This is a genomic window from Demequina sp. B12, assembly GCF_028823635.1.
In the GTDB taxonomy this organism is placed as follows: Bacteria; Actinomycetota; Actinomycetes; order Actinomycetales; family Demequinaceae; genus Demequina.
Genome location: NZ_JAPEHU010000002.1, coordinates 479,934 through 500,675, shown reverse-complemented (window position 1 = coordinate 500,675; position 20,742 = coordinate 479,934). Strand labels below are relative to the sequence as shown.

Genomic DNA, 20,742 nt, shown 5'->3' with positions numbered 1-20,742 from the left:
AGATACTGAAAGTATCGGCTATATTCGGGATATGGCCATCGACGGCAGGAACTCACGCTGGGATGAGCACCGCACCACACGACGTGCGGAGCTGGTCTCTCACACGCTACGAGCAATCCGCGTGCACGGCCCCGGCGTGGGCATGGATGAGATCGCCGCCCGGGCGGGAACATCCAAGACGGTGCTCTACCGCCACTTTGGCGACCGCGCCGGGCTATACGACGCCGTCGTTGACTCAGTTCACCAGTACATTCGCGACGGGGTGCTCCAGGCACTCGAAGACAGCAGCCCTCAGGACATGGTCCATTTCACGACCACGCTGGCGAACGCCTACCTCTCGCTCGTGGAACGCGACCGCGACATCTATCTCTTTGTGATGAGCGGCGCCGGGGGCACCACCCCCAACACCGCCGCGGGCAGAGTCCCCGTCACTATCGCCTCTGCCGTGACCGATCTCCTCCACGAACGTGTCCCCGACATCACCGCCAGCAGGGCACAGACCTGGGGATACGGACTCGTGGGGTTCATCCAAGCCGCGGTGGACTCATGGATGGACAGCGACCCACGCCCGCCGCGGGAAGAAGTCGTCGGTCACATCTGCGCCATGTTCAGCCCTGCACTCGCAGGTGCCGTCGTGGTATCCGCGCCCCATTCACCGGAGCGATGACCGTCCGGCCCAGTTCCCCGACAACCGAAGGATCGACAATGACGTTGACACCTGAAGCCCCTCACGTTCCGGCAACGGAAAGCCTGACGACATTGGGCGCAGACCTGCGCACCCATCTGGACGGCCAGTACCACCCTCAACGGTCCGTGGGGCGCGCTACCTTCCCTACGGAGGGCATGCACCGCGCCCCCGAGATGGGCGTCGTCGAGGCGCGGGAGTGGACGCTGAATCGCTTGCTCGAGCTCGAACGGCACGGGTTCGGACACGCAGGAGTTCCGGATGGTGCCAACACCGTCCAGGACCCCCTCACCGCTGTCATGGCGTTCGAGATGTTGGCGCACGCGGACTTGTCCGTCACGATCAAGTCCGGCGTGCAGTTTGGGTTGTTTGGCGGAGCCGTCACGAACCTGGGAACCGCATGGCATCACGAGCAGTTCCTTCCCGCCATCACCAACCTGACACTGTTGGGCGGCTTCGCGATGACCGAACTGGGTCATGGCTCCGATGTGGCGAGCGTGGAGACCACGATTACCTACGTGCCGGAAACGGACGAGTATGAGATCCACTCGCCGACCCCCACGGCAACCAAGGCGTACATCGGCAACGCTGCGACGCATGGAACTATGGCGGCGGTGTTTGGGCAACTGATCGTAGATGGAACTGGTCACGGGGTCCACACCGTATTGGTCCCTCTCCGGGACGACAACGGCAGGGATCTCCCGGGAGTCACTACCGGCGACCACGGACACAAAGGTGGCCTGCTAGGCGTCGACAACGGGACGATTCGGTTCGATCACGTTCGAGTGCCCCGCGCGATGCTGCTCAACCGCTACGGCGGCGTCAACGCCGACGGCACCTATGAGTCGCCCATCGACAACCCCAACCGGCGCTTCTTCACGATGCTCGGCACGCTCGTACGAGGACGTGTATGCGTGGGCGGGGGCGCAGGTGTTGCCGCCCGGCGCGCCCTGTCGATCGCCACCCGGCATGCATTGAACCGCCGTCAGTTCCCGGCCGCCGGAAGAGACGGCGGAGTGCTGCTGCTTGACTACTTGACGCACCAACGCAGACTGCTGCCACGCATTGCGCAGTCCTACGCCTTGGGCTTCGCCCAAAACGAACTGATCCGAGACTTGGTCAAGGTTCAAGGCGAAGAGCCCAGTACCGAAGAAGACCAGCGCAACCTCGAAACCCGCGCTGCTGGCATGAAGGCAGTGACCACGTGGTTCGCGAACGACGCGGTCCAGGAGGCGAGAGAGGCGTGTGGCGGCGCAGGCTACATGAGCGAAAACCACATCGTGGAGATCCGGCGCGACATTGACATCTTCGCCACCTTCGAGGGCGACAACACTGTCTTGATGCAGCTCGTCACCAAGGCCCTGCTGACCGACTATCGCAAGGAATGGTCAGACCTGGACCGCACAGGCGTTGTTCAAGCGACCGCGCGTGTCGCGGGCGAACAGGTGGCAGAGGCAACCGCCGTCAATATTGCCCTGGACCGGTTGGCGTCCGCGGTACGCAGGCGTCCCGAAGAGACCACGCTGGTGGACCGACGTTGGCATGCCTTGATGTTTGAGGACCGGGCGCGGCATTCGCTCGAATCCCTTGCTCGGCGCATGAGGGCTGTGGGCAAGACCAAGGACGACCAGTTCGAGGCCTTCAATGCTCTGGGTGAGCATGTGCAGTTTGTGGCGCGAGCGCACATGGACCGCTTGGTGCTGCAGTCGTTCGTTGATGCGCTGGACGCGGTGGAGCCCGGAGAGACCCGCGAGGTGTTGGAACGGGTGTGCTCGCTGTACGCGTTGACGTCTATCTATGAGCAGCGTGCGTGGTTCATGGAGCATAACCGCATCAGTTCCGGCCGCTCCAAGGCCCTCGAGGGGCAGATTGATGCGCTGTGCCGTGAGTTGCGCCCACATGCGTTGTCGCTGGTGGAGGGGCTAGGAGTTCCCGCTTCATGGCTGGGCGCGCCCCTTGTGGCCCCGGAGAAGTAGTCAGGACCCTTCCAGTCGCGGCGTCACGACCGGGGCCTAGTGGCGCGGCGGTGGCCATTCGTGGAAGGAGAGGTAGCGGACCGCGTCCCTTGCGATGACGCGCGCTCCACGGTTAGCGCTGATGGTGGAGGCTTGTGGCCCGTACCCGGCAAGGAAGATCCCCGGAACGCTGGGCGTGTGTCCATCGATCACGCGGACACCGCGGGTAGCACTGATTCCCAGGGGCTCGAGAAGCGCAAGTTCGGCGTCGAATCCCATGGCCCACATCACGGCGTCGAGGGCTTGGAAGGTGCCGTCTTGCTGCACCGTACCGTCGGAGACCAGGGCGGTGAACATGGGTGTACGGGTGAGGTGCCCGCGCTCCTTGAGCCTGCGCAGTGGGGGAGTGAGCGGCATCCCGGTCGTGGACACGATGCTGGGGAGTGGGCGCCCTGCTTGAGCGGCCTGGTCCTGAAGTGCAACTGCTTTGCGCCCGAGCTCTTCCCGCAAGAAAGTGTCCCGGTCGAGGAACGCCACTGGGTGACGTGTGTACCAGTGAAGGGATTTGGCGACGTCTGCGAGTTCACGAAGAAACCCCAGGGCCGAAGCGCCAGCTCCTACTACTGCGACGTTGAGGCCTCGGAAGTAGTCGGGGCCGGGATATTCGGGGGTCGTGAACTGGGCGCCTGCGAAAGTCGAGTCCCTCCACTGCGCTGGCTGCCGGGGAGCGCCCCAGGTTCCTACCGCGGCAATCACCACGGTGGCATTGATGCGGTGGCGCTCACCGTGGGCGGTGTAGGTGGCTACATAGCTATCGCCGTCCGTGCGGACCTCCTCGACGTTGACGGGCCGATGCACGTCCAGGCCAAAGTGCGCCTCGTACGTGGCGTAGCGCTCACGCACCACGTCGCTTGCCGGGGGCTGGGTGGGTGCGCCGCTGAACGTCACTCCAGCATCGGCCATTCCTGGGAGGTCAGCGAGGGCGTGCGCGTCGCCGAAGCGCAGCGTGGGCCAGCGGTACTGCCAAGCCCCGCCTGCGGTGGGGCCGCGGTCCACGACGAGGAAGTCACGTCCTGGCTGTAGGCCCTGCTTCACGAGGTGATAGCCCACGGATAGGCCCGCTTGCCCCGCGCCGACCACGAGGATGGGGATCGACGACGGGAGCGTGAGCGAAGAGTCCTGCATGGACACATTCGTACGCGCACTCAAGTCGCTATGGCAATCTCCGCGCGTGCGGACGGACCGCAAACGTTCCGGTGACGGGTGCTGCGAGCGGGGAGGGGCGGAGATAGACGCAGAGGTGGAACAGCCCCACAAGCGCCAGGCCGCACCCGGCGATGATCGCGAGGGTGCCTGCGATCGCCGCGGTTCCCCTTGCCGGATCAAGGAAGGGGTAGGGGACCCATCCGTCTCGTGATGCTCGCATGATGAGGTAGGACGCCCACAATGCGGGGACGACCAGGACGGTCCACCAGGTGCGGACGGGCAGGCGGCGGCGTTGACCAAACATGATCCAGTCGGCCAGCAAGATGACGGCTGCACCGCCGTGAAGGATGGCGTTGGCCCACGGCACCTTGGGTGTGGTGTGGGCGGCGAGCAGCAGCCAGTACACCACGCCAGCGATGGTGAGGTAGGTGAGCGCATTGACGCGGAGCAGGTCGATCCACCACCGGTGGGGATGAGGGTGAAGTGCAGCGGCGAGCAGTGCGATGACGCCCGCGAGCGCGGCTAGCGGCGTGAAGTAGCCGGGGAGTTGGTCCCAGGAGAAGGTTCCGAAGGTGAGGTCTGCCCAGGCCTGGACTGCGAGGCCGGCCGTGATGGTCAAGGCGCTCACGAGTCGGGTGGTCCGAATCCAAGCTTCGTTGCTCATGCCCTCAGAGTTTACGCCCGCTTTACCGATGCAATGCACATTCAAGGGCGCGGGCGTGTTGGTGCTTTATGTACCTTTTGCGCTCCTGTGTTCGGTCACAACGTGTTTTCGCGGCACAATGGTCAGGCACACCGCGCATCAAACGAAGCCTCGGATTCGCCACGCATGTGGGCGAACATTGCGTGGGGAGGACCCCAAGTTTCCGGCGGGGCCAGGATGGCCCTGCACCCGAGGAGGACACATGACCGACGTCACCATCCGCACTACGACGGCAGGCTCACTGCCACGTTCACCCGAGCTGGTGGACGCGACCGCAGCGCTCTCCATCGCCGAGGACGGCTTCACCTTGGAGCGCACCGAGGAATACAACGCGCTTTCCCGCGCCGCGGTCTCGTCCTTGGTCAAGCGACAGGTGGACCTAGGCATCACCGATGTGGGCGACGGCGAGTATGGCAAGGCCATGACCGCATCACACGACTTTGGCGCATGGTGGTCGTACTCGTTCCAACGCACCGCAGGCCTGGCGCTCCCTAGCCCTGACGCCCCCATGCCCGAGCCCGTCCGATCGGAACCAGGCAAGGTGCGCCTCACCTCGATGAACGACCGACGCGACTGGGTGGCCTTCGCCGAGGCGTACGGCGACCCCACCTCGGGCGTACTCCTGGGAGAACCGCCGTTCTGGCCCATGACTGTGGGAGACCTGTCCTACCGAGGACAAGAGCACATCGCTGCCGACACCGCCAACCTGCGCGCTGCGCTGGACGAACACGGATTGAGCAACGGCTTCCTGACGTCCCTGGCACCCGGCTCTGCCGCACGCATCGGCAATGCCCACTACGGCTCCGAAGAAGAGCACATCTGGGCATGGGCCGATGTCATGCGTGAGGAGTACCGCGCGGTGGTCGACGCAGGCCTCACCGTCCAGTTGGACGACCCCTCGCTCGCAGAAAGCTGGGACCAGATCAACCCGGAGCCGAGCGTCGCCGACTACCGCGCCTTCCTGCGCACCCGCGTAGACGCCATCAACCACGCAATCGAAGGCCTGCCTCGTGAACAGGTTCGCCTCCACATCTGCTGGGGCTCCTGGCACGGCCCTCACACCACCGACCTTGAACTGCGCCACATCGTGGACCTCCTGATGGAAATCAACGCAGGCGAGTTCTCCTTCGAAGCGGCAAACGTGCGCCACGAACACGAATGGAAGGTGTGGCGCGACGTTGCGCTCCCCGATGGCGCCGTCCTGGTTCCTGGCGTTGTCAGCCACGCCACCAACGTGGTGGAGCACCCCGAGCTCGTCGCTGACCGCATCGAACGTTTCGCCAGCATCGTGGGCCCCGACCGCGTGATCGCGTCAACCGACTGCGGTCTTGGTGGGCGCGTGCACTCCCAGATCGCGTGGGCCAAGATCGCCTCGCTCGGTGAGGGCGCACGCCTCGCCGCCGCACGCATCGGCGGCTAAACCCCGAGTTCTGCTACACGGGCGCTCATCATGGACAATGGTGGGCGCCCGTGTGGCGTGAATCATCTGAACACGAACCTTTGAGGAGAGACGCGTGAGCGTTGTCGACCCGCCCATTGCTGAAAAGCACGCGTTGTGGGAGGACGCTCTAGCGCTACCCAGCGGAGCCTTCCTGATGTCGTTCGGGCTCTTCTTGCTCGAAAGCATCGAGGGTGTCTCCGGAGGTTTGGCCGGTGTGGCGATCCTGGGCAGCTACTGGACTGGGATCTCGTTCGGCATCATCTACTTCCTGGTCAACGCGCCGTTCTATTGGCTCGCTGCCAAACGCATGGGCTGGAAGTTCACCATCAAGACGCTCATCACCGTCACGCTGGTCTCAGTGTTCACCGCCGTCCACGGCCTGTACATGGAAGTGGATTCCGTGAACCCGCTGTACGGCGCGATTTTTGCGGGACTGTGCATTGGTGTGGGCATGATCATGATCTTCCGCCACGGGTCCTCTGCTGGTGGATTCGGCATCCTGGCCGCCTACTGCCAGGAACGCTACGGAATCCGTGCCGGATACGTGCAAGGAGCACTCGACCTGGTCGTTGTCCTCGCGTCGCTGACGCTTGTGTCGTTGCCTATCCTGTTGTGTTCCATCGTGGGTGCCGTGCTCCTCAACCTGGTCCTCGCCATCAACCACCGGCCTGGGCGCTACTTCGGCTAAAACTGACCGGCCCTCTTTTTTTGAGACGGGGAATAGGGGACCGTAGCCCAAGGTTGTCCCGGTTGCCCAGAAGCGCGCAAATCTGCTTGTAGCCGCGTTTCTCCAGTTGACAACTCTGTGCGCCAACGATGCCGATCAGCGCAGACACGCCCTTCACCATCGTTGAAACGAGACATCTGTGACCACGGTCTCTTCCGCAGTCCCCACGCACGCACGCCACACACGGCTCGCACTCCTGGCACTCGCCCTGGGTGGTTTTGGCATCGGCACCACCGAATTTGTTGCCATGGGGCTCTTGCCCGACCTGGCGCGCGACCTGCTGCCCGACCTGTGGGCAACCAACCAAGAAGAAGCGCTCGGACAAGCCGGCTGGGTCATTTCCGCATACGCGGCAGGCGTTGTGGTGGGCGCACCCACCATTGCCGCCTCCGTGGCCCGGTTCCCGCGCAAACTAGTGCTGCTGGTCCTCGCCGCAGCGTTCACCGTGGGCACCGTGGCATCGGCCCTAGCCCCCACGTTTGAATCCGTTGTCGCCGCCCGCTTCCTGGCTGGCCTGCCACACGGCGCATACTTTGGCATCGCAGCGCTCGTGGCGGCATCGCTCATGGGGCCAGGCAAACGCGGGCAAGCCGTGGCAATGGTGATGGCTGGGCTCACCGTCGCCAACGTGGTGGGCGTGCCCGCCGTCACGTTCCTGGGACAGCAAACCAACTGGCGCATCGCGTACCTGGTCGTGGCCGCACTGTTCGCCGCCGCGACGCTGAGCATCTGGGCTTTTGTACCCAAGCAAGCGGGGGATAGGACCGCCACGGTGCGGCGAGAACTCGATGCGTTCCGCAAACCCGCCGTCTGGTTCGCGCTGGCCACCGGAGCCATTGGGTTCGGTGGGTTCTTCGCGGTCTACTCATATGTCTCACCGCTCGCGACCGGCGTGACCGGCACCAGCGAAGGGTTTGTGCCGTTCGCCCTCATGACGCTGGGAGTGGGCATGACCGCAGGAAACTTCGTTGGCGGGAGGCTCGCGGACCGCAGCGCGCTCGACGCCATCTTCCAACTCTTTGGCGCCTTCGCGGTGTCCCTACTGATCCTCATTGTGGGAGCAGGGCAGCCCTGGAGCCTGCTGCTAGGACTCTTCCTGGTGGGAGCATCCGCCGCAGCCTTGTCGCCAGCGATCCAGACCCGGCTCATGGACGTTGCCGGAGACAGCCAAACCATGGCAGCCGCGCTGAACCACTCTGCGCTCAACATTGGTAACGCCCTAGGTGCAGTGCTGGGCGGCGCCGTCATCGCCGCCGGGTTTGGGTTCCTGGCACCCACCTGGGTGGGGCTGCTGCTGTGCGTGCCGGGAGCGCTCTTTGCGCTTGCCGGGGCGTGGACCACGCGCCGCGTGCGCCAGGACGATGCTGTGGAGGATGGCGCTGTTGTTGGTGCTGGTGGTGTTGAGGCCGACGGGGAGTTGGAAGTCGCCTGCGTTCCCGGGCGGCCCTAAAGAAAGTTGGGTTCGAGGTGCCCAAAGTGTCATTCGCACCACCCCAACCTGTGTAGACTGTTTCCCGGTCCAAACGAGCGGATGAAAGTCCACTCACCAGGGCCAACGGGCTGTGGCGCAGCTTGGTAGCGCACTTGACTGGGGGTCAAGGGGTCGCAGGTTCAAATCCTGTCAGCCCGACCACAAGATGTCCCCGGACATCGATGACAGAGGCTCTCCCTTCGGGAGGGCCTTTTGTCGTTTCTTGGGCCGGTAGACGCGGGGTTCGTCGAGTTCGTGTCCCGCGAGGATCTCACCCGAACCTGGTCGACGACGAGTGTGTGGCGAGCGGCTCAGCCAATCCCGAGCGAGGCTCGCGCGTCCTTCAGCAACAACGCGAGCATCATCGGGTCGTGGGGGAGTTCTAGGAACTCGGGGATGACGTTCCTGTAGAAGTCTTTGGCTGCGGTGTCCTTGCAGTGCACGGTGATCGCGCGGGCGCCCACATCGCTTGAGGCAGCGATTGAGCGACGGATCGCGTCGAGCAGTAGCGCTCGGCCAAGGCGTTTTCCCGTGTGACGTTCGTCAACGGCAAGGCGGGCCAGGACGATGACGGGCACGGGGTGGCGACCACCACCAGAAGTCATGCGTGTCGTGGCTTCGGAGGGTGCCACGGAACCCATGGCGATTGCGTAGTATGCGACGACGTCGTCGCTGTCCTTTGGCGTGACGACCGCAACTCGGGTGTGCCCGCCTTTATGGGATCCACGCGCATGCTTCTGCAGCCAGATGGTGAGTTCCTCGCTCGCGCAGCGAAAGGACGTGACATCGTGTGCGTTCGAGAGGTGGACTGGGCTGAGGTAGTCGCTCAACGGTTAGTCTCGCGTGTCAGCGATTGGAGAACGGCGACGGCTCGGTGGCGAGGGCCTGGAGCCCGGGCAAGGCGCGTGCCGGCTCATCGAGTTGAGCCAGGAACGAGTCGTAGTCCTCGTCGGTGAGGCGAAACGTCCAGCGCTCGGCGAGGACCTCGTCAGCGGCCCTCTTCGCGGCCTGGAGCACGAAGGTTGATAGGTCCTGCTCGGAAGCGCGTGCGGCCTCGCGCAGTCGGTCCTTTGCCTCAGCGGTGATTCGCATCTGCAGGTGCTCGTCACGAGTGGGTGTAGCCATGTTGTCCTCCAAAGACTCGAGTTCAACTGTAGAGACATTGTCATGACCACGTCAATACGTTGTTACTACGGCTGCGTGAACAACAGTCCAGTTAGTTAGGAGCGGAGCAACCCCGCAACAACCGTATCGAGTCCGAATCGAAACTGCCGGTCCGGGTCGGTGGCTGCTTGATAGAACGCACCAGCGGCCTGGCCAACCCGAGACGCGAGCGGAAACTCTCGCTCGCCCATGGCGTCTCCAAGCGCAGCCGCATTGGCTTGCCACCATCCCAGTTCGGTCTGGCCGGAGCGACGCTCCGATGCGACAGGTGGCCGGCTCGTCTGACGCATGACGCATCGGCCCAGCGGCTGCATTGGCCGATGCTATCTCGGCAAGCAGGCCCCTACCGCCGCGTCGAAACCGTCACCGTGAACTTGTTGTTGCGCGCCACCTGGCGGGTGGGTCCCACCAAGCGTTCAAGCATCGGCCGGTACTTCAACCCAGAGTTCCACACGCACAACAGCTCACCGCCGGGGCGCAGGACCCTGGCAACGTCGGCGAACATGCGCGGCGCGATCAGGTCAGTCACGGCAGCAGCCGAGTGGAACGGTGGGTTCAACGCGATGAACGACGCACTCGCGTCAGCCCGGGCGCCCAGCATGTCGTCACGCGCCACCGCCACACGGTCCTGCACACCGTTCGCGCGCATCGTCTCTTGCGCGGAAGCGACGGCAATGGCTGACTGATCACAGGAGTACACGTGCGCGCCGGAGTACCGCTGAGCCATCCAGGCACCCACCACTCCGGTGCCGCAGGCCAGATCGATCAGGGGATCGCTTAGCGTTCCTCCGGCCGGCGTATCGGGCAGGTTCTCCAGGAGCAGCCTGGTCCCAATGTCTAGCCGTGCGCCCGCGAAAGCACCTCCATACGCACGCACCTCAAGTCCTTCAACCTGTGCGGCAGCGGGAACGGGATCGCCGCCGTCCTGAGGGCCACGCGCCATGAGCACTCGGGACTTCTGACGGGCATGGCTCACATCCAGCTGCCCAAAATGCTCTCGTAGCACCGTGTTCATAGAGAGCGACATGTGTTTGAGCCGCCCGCCCGCGACCACCACCACACCAGGGTGAGCGTGTGCCGCGATGAGCCCGGCGATGTCACGCAAACTATCCAAGGAGCGGGGGAGCCGGAGTAGGACCACCCGTGCCCCGGACACCAGTTCAGCGCTGAGGGGGAGTGAACGATAGTGCCCGGTCAGGCCCACGCGAGCGGCGTTGGCATCGAGCGCCCGTTCGCCGGTGATGGCATCAATATGCGTGCGGATCTCGGTTCCGCCAGCCTGCGCCGCTCCCAAGGTGAGGGCGCCATAAGCGTCGTTGATGACCACAACCTCGCCAGGGCCGGCGCCTGCGCGGAGCTCCGCGGACTCGTCCAGAATCAACCTGTCAGCGGCGTCCGCCGCCACAAGCCCAGGCGCCTCAACATCGGGCCAGCGCCGCAGTTCTTCAAAGATCCCGTTCACCATGAAATCCTAGCCGCGCGCGGCCAGGGGAGTCCGCGCTGCCCGCCACTGGCCGGTCTGGAATGATGAGGCCATGCCTGAGCAAAGCGGCCACCAGGGCCGAGTTCGCCTCCCCTTGCCCGGCGCGCGAGTAGTGGTGCGCTACCTGATCCCTTCAGGCGAAGCGACTGATGCTCTGGGTGAGTTGCTCAGCCGTGACGAGCAGGAGGTCGTGGTGGACGGCGTGCGCGGAGTTGAGCGTATCGCCATCAGTCAGATTGTCGCCGCAAAAGAAGTTCCACCGCGCCCAGAACGACCCCAACGCCGGTCATGATGCCCTCCGGCGCGGACCCCGCGGCAGTGATCCCCTCGATGGTGGACCAGATGCGGCGAACGGACTCGAGCCCACACCTGAGCATCATTGGTGAGGGGAGTCTGCCGTCCGTCTTTGCTGTCACGGAGTTGGCCACGGCATCCATTGCGGCAGCGGGAGCGGCAGTCAGTAGCCTCGTTTCGCTCACCACTGGCTCAAGGCCGGCAGTGACGGTGGACCGCCGTCTCGCGTCTGCATGGTTCTCGTCTTCGCTACGTCCGGTGGGCTGGAGTGTTCCGCCAAGTTGGGATCCACTCGCCGGGGACTACCAAGCTGCCGATGGCTGGATCCGACTCCACACGAACGCCCCCGAACACAAGCGAGCAGCATTGGCCGCCTTGGGCGTCGTGCCAGAAAGAGAGCGCGTCGCTCAGGCAGTAGCACGGTGGCAGGCTGCCGAACTGGAACAAGCTGTTATCGACGCTGGCGGCTGTGCTGCCACTATGCAGACGGCGCAGGAGTGGGGCTCGAGCGAGCAGGGCCGTGCCGTGGCGCAGGAGCTGCTGATTGCTTGGCAAGAGACAGGACGTGCGGCGAGGTCGTGGCAGCCTGATGCCACGCGCCCCTTGCAGGGTGTCCGTGTCCTGGATATGACTCGTGTCCTTGCCGGTCCGGTGGCGACCAGGCTTCTGGCCATGCTGGGGGCGAACGTGTTGCGCATCGACCCGCCGTGGTGGGATGAGCCGGGCCTTGTCCCCGAGGTGCTCTGGGGCAAACACACCGCCCGCCTTGATCTTCGAGAGCCCCACACCCGCCAGAAGGTGCTTGAACTCCTCACGAGTGCGGACGTCCTTGTTCACGGCTACAGGCCTGGCGCCCTCGATGGCCTTGGCCTTGGCCTTGGCGCAGAGGCTCGTCGTGACGCAGCACCTGGGCTGATCGAAGTATCGCTTGACGCCTACGGGTGGTCTGGTCCGTGGGCTGGGAGGCGTGGTTTCGACAGCCTGGTGCAGATGAGTACGGGGATCGCCGATGCTGGCATGCGGCTGGGGGACGCAGACCGGCCCACGCCGCTTCCGGTGCAGGCACTTGATCACGCCACGGGCTATCTCATGGCCGCTGCCGCCATCGAAGCCCTGACGGAAAGGCAACGTTCGGGCCGCGTACACAGCGCCCAACTCTCCCTTGCCCGCACCGCCCACCTGCTCACAAGCATCGGCCCACAGCCTTTTGGGGAGCCGATGCGCGACCTGGGTAAGCAGGACATCGCTGCGGAGGTGGAGCGCACCAGTTGGGGTCCGGCGCGCAGGCTCCGATCGCCGCTGACGATTGACGGCGTTGACATTCACGCGGATGTGCCCGCACGCGCACTGGGTAGCGACCCCGCCTCCTGGTAGGCACGGGCGGAGTCGCCACCGAGCGACGGTGGTCGGTACTGGCCTAGGCAGGCTTGACGGCGCGAATGATTGCGGAGTGCATCTGGTCAGCGACGGCGTGAGTGAACTGGACGGAGGCGTCCTCGAAGCCTGCTGACGCGAGCCCATCAAGGTACTCGGCCTCGGAAAGCGCACCGGCAATACAGCCCACGTGCGTGCCCCGCTCGGCACGGTCGGCCGCTGTCAAGTGGTCTTCCGCGACCACGTCGGAGATCCCGATGCGTCCGCCCGGCGCAAGAACACGGAACATTTCGTCAAGGACTTGTTGCTTGTTGTCGGACAGGTTGATGACGCAGTTGGAGATGACCACGTCCACCGCGGCGTCGGGGAGTGGGACGTCTTCAATGGTCCCCTTCAAGAACTGCACGTTGGTGGTGCCTGCTTCCGCAGCGTTGGCGCGGGCGAGTTCAAGCATCTCGTCGGTCATGTCCACGCCGTAGGCGAACCCGGTCTCGCCCACGCGCTTGGCGGACAGCAGCACGTCGATCCCGCCGCCGGATCCCAGGTCTAGCACGCGCTCGCCGGCACGGAGTTCAGCGACAGCGGTGGGGTTGCCGCACCCCAAGCTTGCGGCCACTGCCTGGACGGGCAAGGACTGCGCAGAGTCGGAGTCATACAGAGCCGCACCAAACCGGGTCGACGCTTCGTGGGCGCTGAGGCCGGTCGTTGCGGCGCCTGAACTGCAGCAGGACTCTTCGTCCGCGAGGAGGTTCTGATTCTTCACGCCCGCTTGGACCTCTTGCGCTGCACGTGCATAGCGTTCGCGAACCTGGTCTCGCAAGTCGTTGGACAGCGGTCCAGTGGAGGATGAGGGTGTCATGGCTGACCTTTCCTAGGTAAATGAGGACGCAATATTGATACTTGTCGATATATCGACATCTGTCAATATATGGCCGGCAAGCCCATACCCCTAGGGGTATACTGATGATATGGCTACCACCGAACTGACTCTGGACAACATCGAAGACACCATCCGCGACAACGACATCGTGGTGGTGGATTTCTGGGCCGAATGGTGCGGCCCTTGCCGCATGTTTGGACCCGTCTTTGAGGCTGCATCCCAGGACAACACGGACATCATCTTCGGCAAGGTCGACACGGAGGCCCAGCAGCAACTGGCGGGAAGCTTTGGCATCACATCGATTCCGACGCTCATGGCATTCCGCGAAGGGGTGTTGGTCTTCAACCAGCCCGGCGCTATGCCAGCACCACAGTTTTCCCAGCTCCTGGAAGCGATCAAGGGCCTCGACATGAAGGAAGTCCACGCCAAGGTCGCCCAGGCACAAGCAGAGCCGAGCGCTGGAAACTAACGACTCCTCAGCCATTGTGGCCGGCACCTAGACTTGGGGACCATGGCCTCCGAACCTCATGACCGCCTCATCCATGTCAGCGCCGTGGTGATTCGCAATGCTCAAGGACTGGTGTTGACGGTGCGTAAGCGTGGAACGCAACGGTTCATGCTCCCAGGCGGCAAGCCGGAGGCGGGGGAGAGCCCGCGCCAGACAGCGGTTCGAGAAGTTGCCGAGGAACTCGGTGTGGTTCTCGAAGAAAGAAACCTCACGGATGTGGGCGTGTTCACCGCCCCCGCAGCTAACGAGGACGGCTTCCGCGTCCACGCGCACGTGTACAGCCACGACACAGTTCTGGTTGACGCTCCGGCTGCAGAGATCGAAGAGTTGCGATGGCTCGACGTGTCCGGAACCAGCCTGCCGCAGGACCTGGCCCCGCTGCTCGAACATCACGTGATCCCCGCTCTAGCCACGCGCTAGAACCACACTCGACCTAGCGTGTGACTGGCGCTCAGTCCAGGAAGATATCCGGAAACATTGCGGAGTCCGGGGTACCCGGAACCGCCGCATACTGGCTGAAGTCAGTGACACCGCATGCCTCCAACACGTCCTCCACGATGACGCTGCGACCCGCATAGGTTCCCGGGCATGCCAGCACTTCGAAGGCCGCATCCGCGTAGATCTGGGGCGTCCGGCTCAGTCGCATGACTTTGTCTCCGCCCAACAGGTTGCTCACTGCTGCAGTGGCGATGGTGGTGCGGGGCCACAAGGTCGTGGCGCTCAATCCGCGGTCACCGAACTCGGCAGCAAGTCCCAAGGTCACCATCGTCATGCCGAACTTCGCGACCGTGTACGCCGTGTGTGCACCCAACCACTGGGGAGTGGGGTTCAGCGGAGGTGACAGCGACAGCACCCGCGGCTGACGCTGCTCAAGCAGGTGCGGCATGGCGGCCCGTGACAACATGAACGTGCCGCGCACATTGATGTCCTGCATCAGGTCATAGCGCTTGGGTGTCAGCGCCTGCGTAGGCGACAGGTCAATCGCACTGGCGTTGTTCACCACCACATCAATGCGTCCAAAGCGTTCCATCGCCTGCGCGACCGCACGCTCAATGTCCTCGTCTACCCGCACGTCTCCCACCACGCTGTGCGCGTGGCCGCCCGCCGCGACCACAGCATCGGCTGCCTCCTGCAAGGTCCCCGGCAACACAGGATGGGGCTTGTCTGTCTTGGCAAGCATGACGATGTTCGCCCCAGCCTGCGCCAAACGCACCGCAATAGCCAGACCGATGCCGCGCGTACCTCCGGACATCAGGACAGTAGTGCCGGGCTCAAGTGAGGGAGTTCGACGTTCACTCATGTGTCAGCCCTCCCTGCCGGCCGAGGCGCGGGTGGCACGTTCCGTGAAGGCTGCAATCCGAGCACGGGCGTCGGCGGTGTCGTATGCCTGTCCGATGCGCCTGGCCTCCTGGTCAAGACTCTCGCGGAACGAACGCTCGGGCGCGGCACGCACGAGGCGCTTGGCACCACCAAGTGCTGCCGTGGCGCTCGTCGCCCAGACTTGAGCAACTTCATGGGCGCGCATCACCGGATCCGGCACCACCTCCTGCACCAGCCCCCATTCCAGAGCCTTGGTGGCATCGGCTTGAACCCCGGCGACGAGCATCGCGAGCGCCCGCCGTTCACCCACGGCGCGCGTCAGCAAGGTACTCACACCCAAATCCGGGGTGAGGCCCACATCTGCGTATTTGCCGGCGACCATTACTGTTGACGCGGCCACCACATAGTCCGCGGCCAACATCAGCCCCACGCCGCCGCCTGCAACGGCGCCATGCACGGCAGCCACCACCGGAACTTCTGACTCCACGAGTGCCGCAATACCTTCGTGGATGACGTGCGCGCCACGCGTCACGTCAGTTCCCCTCACACCTGCGCCGGCCATTGCCACCACATCGCCGCCCGCACAGAACGCCGGACCTTCGCCGCGCAAGACAATCGCCTTCGTGGTCGCATCGCTGGTGAGTTCCACACATACGTCGCGATACGCGGCCCCCATCGCAAAGTCGAAGGCGTTGAGCCTGCCGGGGCGGTTGAAGATCACGTGAGCGATGCCAGACTCGTGGCGCTCGACTTGGATAGGTTCTGACATGGCACTCCTCATGAATCGCCGTTGATCCTTTGCGTCCCAGTTCAGGCGCAGGGCCTGTGCAGTCATCCTCGCATCATGACGAGCCCGTTGGCTCGGTGTCTTCAGCTTCCGTAACGATGCGGTTCACCATGCCGCTGAAGATCAGTCCGTGAAATGGCAGCATCGCAAGCCAGTACAGCCGGCCCGACAGGCCCCGCGGGAAGAACACCGCCCGCTGCCAATACGTGGTTTCGCCGTCCTCAGGTCGCGTACCCATCTCAAGCCACGCTTGTCCCGGTACACGCATTTCCGCCCGTAGTCGCAACAGATCAGGCGCATCCGCCACCTCAACCCGCCAGACGTCGACCGCATCGCCCACCTTGACCGACGCGTGCGTACGCCTGCCACGTTGCAGCCCAACCCCGCCTGCCACACGATCCATGACGCCTCGCGTGGCCCACAGGACCGATGCCGAGTACCACCCGGTCTTGCCGCCCACCTGGGCGATGACATTCCACACTGCAGTGGGCGCAGCAGTAGTGGTGCGGGAGCGAGAGTCCACAAAGACAGTGCGTCCCGTCCACTCTGGGTCGCTAGGCATCGGGTCACTGGGGACCCCCGGGACACTCGAATCGACCCAACTGGTCTCCACCTGGTCAACTTCGATACGCCCCAACGCCAAACGCACCGACTCCTCGTATCCGGTCAGCCCGTCCGCGGGCGGAGGGATCAAGCCGTCGATCCGGTGGTCCTTCATCACACATGAATGCAAAAGAGACTCCACCAAAGGGCGCGCAATCTGGCGGGGGACTGGAGTCACCAGTCCCACCCAATGCGACGCAAGCTTGGGAGTCAGCACCGGCAACGCGGTGATGCCGCGTTGGGGCAAGCCCGCGACCGACGCATAGCCGTTCATCATGTCCGAGTACCGCAACACATCAGGACCACCGATGTCGTACGTGTCATTCACCGGCACCGGGAGCCGCGCCGAAGCAAGCAAGTAGTAGATAACGTCCCGCACAGCAATCGGCTGAATCGAGTTGCGCACCCACTTGGGTGCAGGCATGTATGGCAACACCTCCGTGAGGTGCCGCACCATCTCGAAAGACGCGGATCCGGCACCGATCACCACCCCCGCTTGCAGCACCAGCGTGGGGCTCGCCGATGCTAGGAGAATGTCCGCCACCTCCTGGCGGGAAGCCAGGTGGTCGGACAACTCCACACCATCGGGGTGCAGGCCGCTCAAGTAGATCACCTGACGCACCCCAGCATCGGCAGCCTTCCTAGCGACGTTCAATGCGATCGCGCGGTCCTTGCGCCCATAGTCACGTCCACCAGTCATGGAATGCACCAGGTAGAACACCGTATCTACGCCTGCGGTGGCCTGGGCCATCGCCTCGGGATCGCTCGCATCGCCCTCGACAACCTCAAGGTCACCGGCCCAGGGCAACGCTTCCACCCGGCGCCGCGACCGCGACAGCACTCTCACCCGGTATCCGGCCGCAATCAGGCGTGGCACCAAACGACCGCCAATGTAGCCCGTCGCACCCAGGAGCAACACCAGCGGCGCATCGGCCCCTTCCTGGACCACAGCACGCAGGTCGTCCTCTGTGCCCAACGGCCCACTCAATCCGGCGGTCACATGTGGATCACGAGGGGAGTCCATCAGAACCTCCTAGGAGTCCGGCGGGAACGCTGCCTGATACGTCGTTGTGTCAGGTAACACCAGGTATCGGCCGCACTATTCCGGCGCCACCACTAAGGTGTCCACCAGCACCAACGAAGGCGCTCACCCAAAGGAACCCAGATGGAACCCACCCCGTCTCCACCACGCAACGTTGTGCTGTGCTTCGACGGCACCTCCGCGGAACCAGAAGTCAGTTACACCAACGTCGCGCGCCTGTTCAGCATGCTCGAGCACTCCGAGCGCCAGCTGACTTACTACGATCCGGGCGTCGGCACCTTGGGATCAAGCGCCGCCTTGACGCGGCTGGGGAGCCGGCTCACGCAGATCGCGGGAGTCCTTGGCGGCCACGGTATCCGCCAGAACATCGCCGAGGCCTACCTCTATCTGTCGCACCACTACCAGCCAGGCGACCGGATCTACCTGTTCGGACTCTCCCGCGGCGCATACACCGCACGCGCCCTCAGCGGCCTGCTTCACACACTTGGGCTACTACGGCCTGGCGCTGACAACCTGGTGCCCTACGCACTCAAGCTCTACACTCGCAACCCACCGCAGTCAGCGACCAATGAAGACAGCACTGCGTACTGGACCGCAGTGGAACGGTTCCGCACCATGTTCTCTCAACCACAGTTCCCACCGCCGCACAGCGACCAAGTCCACTTCATGGGCCTGTGGGACACCGTGAAGTCACTTGGACCCTTGAACGTCAAGGAACGCTTCACAGAGGTCCGCTGGCCGTACACCTCCACCATCACAAACGTCGCCCACGCACGCCACGCACTCGCACTTGACGAATGCCGGCGAGTGTTTGCACCGCTGAGGTTCTCGTCACGGCTTACTGCGCACGACGGAGACTTCCAAGAGATGTGGTTCCGCGGAGTCCACAGCGACATTGGCGGAGGGCGCAACGGCGAAGACGGGTACCGACTGCCCGACATACCCCTTGCCTGGATACTCCAAGAAGCCCACGCTCAAGGACTACACATCAACCAACCCGAGTGCGAAAGGCTCCTTGGCATAGGCCCCACCGACCCCATCCCGTCATTCTGGGCCGAGTGTGAGTTCACACCCAACCACTGGGCGTGGGCACTGATCGGCGGCGCCAAGAAAAGAAAAGAGCGAGTGGGTGACCTACGCCACCCACTCGCTCAATCCACGCCTCACATGCCGCAGAACGCTACGTCCATGTAGGCACGTGTGACGTCACAGCATTAGTTCCGCTTAGTGCGCGGCTTGCGGAAAGGCTTCGAGTCACCGTCACGGCGATCGAAACCACGGTCGCCGCGGTCGCCGCGGTCGCCCCGGTCATTGCGCGAGCCATATCCACGGTCGCCGCGATCGTCGCGTGATCCGTAACCACGGTCGTCTCGCTGACCCTTGCGGTAAGGCTTACCCGACGACGGCCCACGCTTGCCACGCCCACCAGGACCCTTGTCAAGCTGCAGTTCGATCAGCTGGCCACTAATACGCGTACGCGCCAGCTTGTCGAGAGAGTCCTTGGGCAGCTCTGCGGGCAGCTCCACCAGCGAGAAGTCTGCCTTGATCACAATGCGACCAAAGTCAGAACGCTGCAGACCGCCCTCGTTCGCCAACGCACCCACAATCTGACGGGGTTCCACCTTCTGACGGCGGCCCACCGAGATCCGGTAGGTCACGCGGCCACCAGCAGGAGCGCCGCGTTCTCCACGGTCACGGTCGCTGCCACGTTCCTTGCGCTCAGCGAAGCCCACAGTCGGCTTGTCGTCCTGCGGGTCAAGCAGCAGGGGAGTATCCCCCTGAGCCACCACCGCAAGGGCGGCCGCGACATCGGCTTCCGGCACATCGTGGTGCTCAACGTAATGGGCAATGATGTCGCGGAAGCGATCAATGCGGGCACGCTGTTCCAACGCGGCAGTGATCGAGTCGTCAAAACGAGTCAAACGCGTAGCGTTCACGTCATCGGCACTCGGAAGCGCCATCGGCGTGACCGGCTGCTTGGTGGTTTTCTCGATCGACTTCAAACGGCCACGCTCACGTGGCGTGACAAAGCTGATCGCGTCACCCGTACGACCAGCGCGGCCCGTGCGGCCCACGCGGTGAACGTAGGACTCGTTGTCAATAGGAAGGTCATAGTTGACGACGTGGCTGATGCGCTCGACATCCAGACCGCGAGCAGCAACATCAGTCGCAACCACGATGTCGAGCTTGCCGTCGCGCAACTGCGAGATCACACGCTCACGCTGCGCCTGCGCCACGTCACCGTTGATGGCTGCTGCCGCATAACCGCGCGCACGCAACTTCTCTGCAACAGTCTCCGTCTCGTTCTTCGTGCGCGTGAAGATGATCATCGCGGCGAAGTTCTCGACCTCAAGAATGCGAGTGAGCGCGTCCATCTTCTGCTGGTAGGCAACCACCAAGTAGCGCTGAGCAATGTTCGCGGACGTAGCCGTCTGACGCTTCACTGTCACTTCCTGCGGCGACCGCAGGTACTTCTGAGAAAGACGACGGATGGACGCGGGCATTGTCGCGGAGAACAGCGCGACCTGCTTGTCTTCAGGCGTCGAGGCAAGAATGGTCTCAACGTCTTCCGCAAAGCCCATCTTGAGCATCTCGTCGGCCTCATCCAGAACCAAGTGCGTCAGTTCGGACAAGTCCAAGGTGCCACGGTCAAGGTGGTCCATGATGCGGCCAGGCGTACCGACCACAATGTCGACGCCGCGACGCAGCGCAGACAACTGCACCCCATATCCCTGGCCACCGTAGACCGGCAGAATGTGGACGCCCTTGCGGTGGCCCGCATACTCCTCGAAAGCTTCACACACCTGCAAAGCGAGCTCACGGGTCGGAGCCAAGACCAATGCCTGGGGCTTCTTGCGGCCCGGGGTGATCTGGTCCAGTACCGGCAATGCGAACGCAGCGGTCTTACCGGTTCCGGTCTGCGCCAAACCGATCACATCATTGCCGCCCAGCAGCAGGGGAATGGTCTGCGCTTGGATAGCGGACGGGGTCTCATAGCCGATGGCCTTCACGGCCTTCAGAATCGTGTCTGACAACCCAAGGTCAGCAAACGTGATGGTCGGGTTCGCCTCGGTGCTGGCGTCAGCAGTTTCACTCACA

General features: G+C 63.8%; 21 protein-coding genes and 1 tRNA gene. 11 read left to right on the top strand and 11 right to left on the bottom strand.

The window, feature by feature from the left end:
• Positions 1 to 31 precede the first annotated feature (31 nt).
• On the top strand, positions 32 to 667 hold the full coding sequence (locus ON058_RS06870) for a TetR/AcrR family transcriptional regulator (RefSeq protein ID WP_274668281.1): 636 nt from the start codon (positions 32 to 34) through the stop codon (positions 665 to 667).
• 38 nt (positions 668 to 705) lie between these two features.
• Entirely contained in the window at positions 706 to 2,661 is a 1,956-nt protein-coding gene (locus ON058_RS06865; RefSeq protein WP_274668280.1) for an acyl-CoA dehydrogenase, read from the top strand.
• A gap of 36 nt (positions 2,662 to 2,697) precedes the next feature.
• Here the strand turns inward: ON058_RS06865 and ON058_RS06860 are convergent, their stop codons facing one another.
• Together ON058_RS06860 and ON058_RS06855 are read right to left on the bottom strand one after the other, a co-directional pair.
• Positions 2,698 to 3,825, bottom strand: a complete 1,128-nt coding sequence (locus ON058_RS06860; RefSeq protein ID WP_274668279.1) for an NAD(P)/FAD-dependent oxidoreductase — start codon at positions 3,823 to 3,825, stop codon at positions 2,698 to 2,700.
• 28 nt (positions 3,826 to 3,853) lie between these two features.
• Positions 3,854 to 4,510: a Pr6Pr family membrane protein gene (locus ON058_RS06855; protein WP_274668278.1), complete on the bottom strand. Its 657-nt coding sequence runs from the start codon at positions 4,508 to 4,510 to the stop codon at positions 3,854 to 3,856.
• Between the two features lie 241 nt (positions 4,511 to 4,751).
• Between ON058_RS06855 and ON058_RS06850 the strand changes: the two genes are divergently transcribed.
• From ON058_RS06850 to ON058_RS06835, 4 genes are all read left to right on the top strand, one after another.
• Positions 4,752 to 5,969 carry a cobalamin-independent methionine synthase II family protein gene (locus ON058_RS06850; protein ID WP_274668277.1) on the top strand — a complete coding sequence of 406 codons (1,218 nt, stop codon included), beginning with the start codon at positions 4,752 to 4,754 and terminating at the stop codon, positions 5,967 to 5,969.
• Positions 5,970 to 6,063: 94 nt separating this feature from the next.
• A complete protein-coding gene (locus ON058_RS06845) occupies positions 6,064 to 6,678 on the top strand; it encodes a YitT family protein (RefSeq protein WP_274668276.1) in 615 nt (204 codons plus the stop codon).
• A 178-nt stretch (positions 6,679 to 6,856) separates the two neighbouring features.
• Positions 6,857 to 8,167 (top strand): MFS transporter, encoded by a 1,311-nt coding sequence (locus ON058_RS06840; RefSeq protein WP_274668275.1) that lies wholly within the window; start codon positions 6,857 to 6,859, stop codon positions 8,165 to 8,167.
• 106 nt (positions 8,168 to 8,273) lie between these two features.
• Positions 8,274 to 8,350 (top strand) — tRNA-Pro (locus tag ON058_RS06835).
• Between the two features lie 149 nt (positions 8,351 to 8,499).
• On the opposite strand, the gene ON058_RS06830 is transcribed toward ON058_RS06835, so the two are convergent.
• From ON058_RS06830 to ON058_RS06815, 4 genes are all read right to left on the bottom strand, one after another.
• The gene (locus tag ON058_RS06830) at positions 8,500 to 9,018 is read right to left on the bottom strand and encodes a GNAT family N-acetyltransferase (protein ID WP_274668274.1); all 519 of its coding nucleotides are present in this window, start codon (positions 9,016 to 9,018) and stop codon (positions 8,500 to 8,502) included.
• Positions 9,019 to 9,034: 16 nt separating this feature from the next.
• Complete coding sequence (locus ON058_RS06825; protein ID WP_274668273.1) at positions 9,035 to 9,313, bottom strand: DUF1778 domain-containing protein; 279 nt, start codon at positions 9,311 to 9,313, stop codon at positions 9,035 to 9,037.
• A gap of 95 nt (positions 9,314 to 9,408) precedes the next feature.
• Entirely contained in the window at positions 9,409 to 9,666 is a 258-nt protein-coding gene (locus ON058_RS06820) for a TetR/AcrR family transcriptional regulator C-terminal domain-containing protein (protein ID WP_274668272.1), read from the bottom strand.
• Positions 9,667 to 9,695: 29 nt separating this feature from the next.
• The gene (locus tag ON058_RS06815) at positions 9,696 to 10,817 is read right to left on the bottom strand and encodes a class I SAM-dependent methyltransferase (RefSeq protein WP_274668271.1); all 1,122 of its coding nucleotides are present in this window, start codon (positions 10,815 to 10,817) and stop codon (positions 9,696 to 9,698) included.
• A gap of 70 nt (positions 10,818 to 10,887) precedes the next feature.
• On the opposite strand from ON058_RS06815, the gene ON058_RS06810 reads away from it, so the two are divergent.
• Positions 10,888 to 11,127: a hypothetical protein gene (locus tag ON058_RS06810; protein ID WP_274668270.1), complete on the top strand. Its 240-nt coding sequence runs from the start codon at positions 10,888 to 10,890 to the stop codon at positions 11,125 to 11,127.
• Complete coding sequence (locus ON058_RS06805; RefSeq protein WP_274668269.1) at positions 11,124 to 12,503, top strand: CoA transferase; 1,380 nt, start codon at positions 11,124 to 11,126, stop codon at positions 12,501 to 12,503. The genes ON058_RS06810 and ON058_RS06805 overlap by 4 nt, the downstream gene beginning before the upstream one ends.
• A gap of 43 nt (positions 12,504 to 12,546) precedes the next feature.
• On the opposite strand, the gene arsM is transcribed toward ON058_RS06805, so the two are convergent.
• Complete coding sequence (gene arsM, locus ON058_RS06800) at positions 12,547 to 13,362, bottom strand: arsenite methyltransferase (protein ID WP_274668268.1); 816 nt, start codon at positions 13,360 to 13,362, stop codon at positions 12,547 to 12,549.
• A gap of 109 nt (positions 13,363 to 13,471) precedes the next feature.
• Between arsM and trxA the strand changes: the two genes are divergently transcribed.
• Together trxA and ON058_RS06790 are read left to right on the top strand one after the other, a co-directional pair.
• The gene (trxA, locus tag ON058_RS06795; RefSeq protein WP_274668267.1) at positions 13,472 to 13,852 is read left to right on the top strand and encodes a thioredoxin; all 381 of its coding nucleotides are present in this window, start codon (positions 13,472 to 13,474) and stop codon (positions 13,850 to 13,852) included.
• A 42-nt stretch (positions 13,853 to 13,894) separates the two neighbouring features.
• Positions 13,895 to 14,311, top strand: coding sequence for an NUDIX domain-containing protein (locus ON058_RS06790; protein WP_274668266.1), 417 nt, complete (start codon positions 13,895 to 13,897; stop codon positions 14,309 to 14,311).
• A 31-nt stretch (positions 14,312 to 14,342) separates the two neighbouring features.
• Here ON058_RS06790 and ON058_RS06785 read toward each other — a convergent pair whose 3' ends face one another.
• The 3 genes from ON058_RS06785 to ON058_RS06775 form a co-directional block, all read right to left on the bottom strand.
• On the bottom strand, positions 14,343 to 15,191 hold the full coding sequence (locus ON058_RS06785; protein ID WP_274668265.1) for an SDR family oxidoreductase: 849 nt from the start codon (positions 15,189 to 15,191) through the stop codon (positions 14,343 to 14,345).
• Positions 15,192 to 15,194: 3 nt separating this feature from the next.
• Positions 15,195 to 15,980, bottom strand: a complete 786-nt coding sequence (locus tag ON058_RS06780) for an enoyl-CoA hydratase/isomerase family protein (RefSeq protein WP_274668264.1) — start codon at positions 15,978 to 15,980, stop codon at positions 15,195 to 15,197.
• Between the two features lie 73 nt (positions 15,981 to 16,053).
• A complete protein-coding gene (locus ON058_RS06775; RefSeq protein WP_274668263.1) occupies positions 16,054 to 17,625 on the bottom strand; it encodes an SDR family oxidoreductase in 1,572 nt (523 codons plus the stop codon).
• A gap of 141 nt (positions 17,626 to 17,766) precedes the next feature.
• On the opposite strand from ON058_RS06775, the gene ON058_RS06770 reads away from it, so the two are divergent.
• Positions 17,767 to 18,837: a DUF2235 domain-containing protein gene (locus ON058_RS06770; protein WP_274668262.1), complete on the top strand. Its 1,071-nt coding sequence runs from the start codon at positions 17,767 to 17,769 to the stop codon at positions 18,835 to 18,837.
• A gap of 20 nt (positions 18,838 to 18,857) precedes the next feature.
• On the opposite strand, the gene ON058_RS06765 is transcribed toward ON058_RS06770, so the two are convergent.
• Entirely contained in the window at positions 18,858 to 20,741 is a 1,884-nt protein-coding gene (locus tag ON058_RS06765) for a DEAD/DEAH box helicase (protein ID WP_274668261.1), read from the bottom strand.
• Position 20,742 lies beyond the last annotated feature (1 nt).

Excerpts from the sequence above, each read along its gene's own strand:
- ON058_RS06780 (WP_274668264.1), bottom strand. The coding sequence starts at position 15,980 with ATGTCAGAACCTATCCAAGTCGAGCGCCACGAGTCTGGCATCGCTCAC.
- ON058_RS06820 (WP_274668272.1), bottom strand. The coding sequence starts at position 9,666 with ATGCAGCCGCTGGGCCGATGCGTCATGCGTCAGACGAGCCGGCCACCT.
- ON058_RS06790 (WP_274668266.1), top strand. The coding sequence starts at position 13,895 with ATGGCCTCCGAACCTCATGACCGCCTCATCCATGTCAGCGCCGTGGTG.
- trxA (WP_274668267.1), top strand. The coding sequence starts at position 13,472 with ATGGCTACCACCGAACTGACTCTGGACAACATCGAAGACACCATCCGC.
- ON058_RS06870 (WP_274668281.1), top strand. The coding sequence starts at position 32 with ATGGCCATCGACGGCAGGAACTCACGCTGGGATGAGCACCGCACCACA.
- ON058_RS06775 (WP_274668263.1), bottom strand. The coding sequence starts at position 17,625 with ATGGACTCCCCTCGTGATCCACATGTGACCGCCGGATTGAGTGGGCCG.
- ON058_RS06810 (WP_274668270.1), top strand. The coding sequence starts at position 10,888 with ATGCCTGAGCAAAGCGGCCACCAGGGCCGAGTTCGCCTCCCCTTGCCC.
- ON058_RS06770 (WP_274668262.1), top strand. The coding sequence starts at position 17,767 with ATGGAACCCACCCCGTCTCCACCACGCAACGTTGTGCTGTGCTTCGAC.
- ON058_RS06785 (WP_274668265.1), bottom strand. The coding sequence starts at position 15,191 with ATGAGTGAACGTCGAACTCCCTCACTTGAGCCCGGCACTACTGTCCTG.
- ON058_RS06860 (WP_274668279.1), bottom strand. The coding sequence starts at position 3,825 with ATGCAGGACTCTTCGCTCACGCTCCCGTCGTCGATCCCCATCCTCGTG.
- ON058_RS06815 (WP_274668271.1), bottom strand. The coding sequence starts at position 10,817 with ATGGTGAACGGGATCTTTGAAGAACTGCGGCGCTGGCCCGATGTTGAG.
- ON058_RS06825 (WP_274668273.1), bottom strand. The coding sequence starts at position 9,313 with ATGGCTACACCCACTCGTGACGAGCACCTGCAGATGCGAATCACCGCT.
- ON058_RS06855 (WP_274668278.1), bottom strand. The coding sequence starts at position 4,510 with ATGAGCAACGAAGCTTGGATTCGGACCACCCGACTCGTGAGCGCCTTG.
- arsM (WP_274668268.1), bottom strand. The coding sequence starts at position 13,362 with ATGACACCCTCATCCTCCACTGGACCGCTGTCCAACGACTTGCGAGAC.
- ON058_RS06850 (WP_274668277.1), top strand. The coding sequence starts at position 4,752 with ATGACCGACGTCACCATCCGCACTACGACGGCAGGCTCACTGCCACGT.
- ON058_RS06865 (WP_274668280.1), top strand. The coding sequence starts at position 706 with ATGACGTTGACACCTGAAGCCCCTCACGTTCCGGCAACGGAAAGCCTG.
- ON058_RS06805 (WP_274668269.1), top strand. The coding sequence starts at position 11,124 with ATGATGCCCTCCGGCGCGGACCCCGCGGCAGTGATCCCCTCGATGGTG.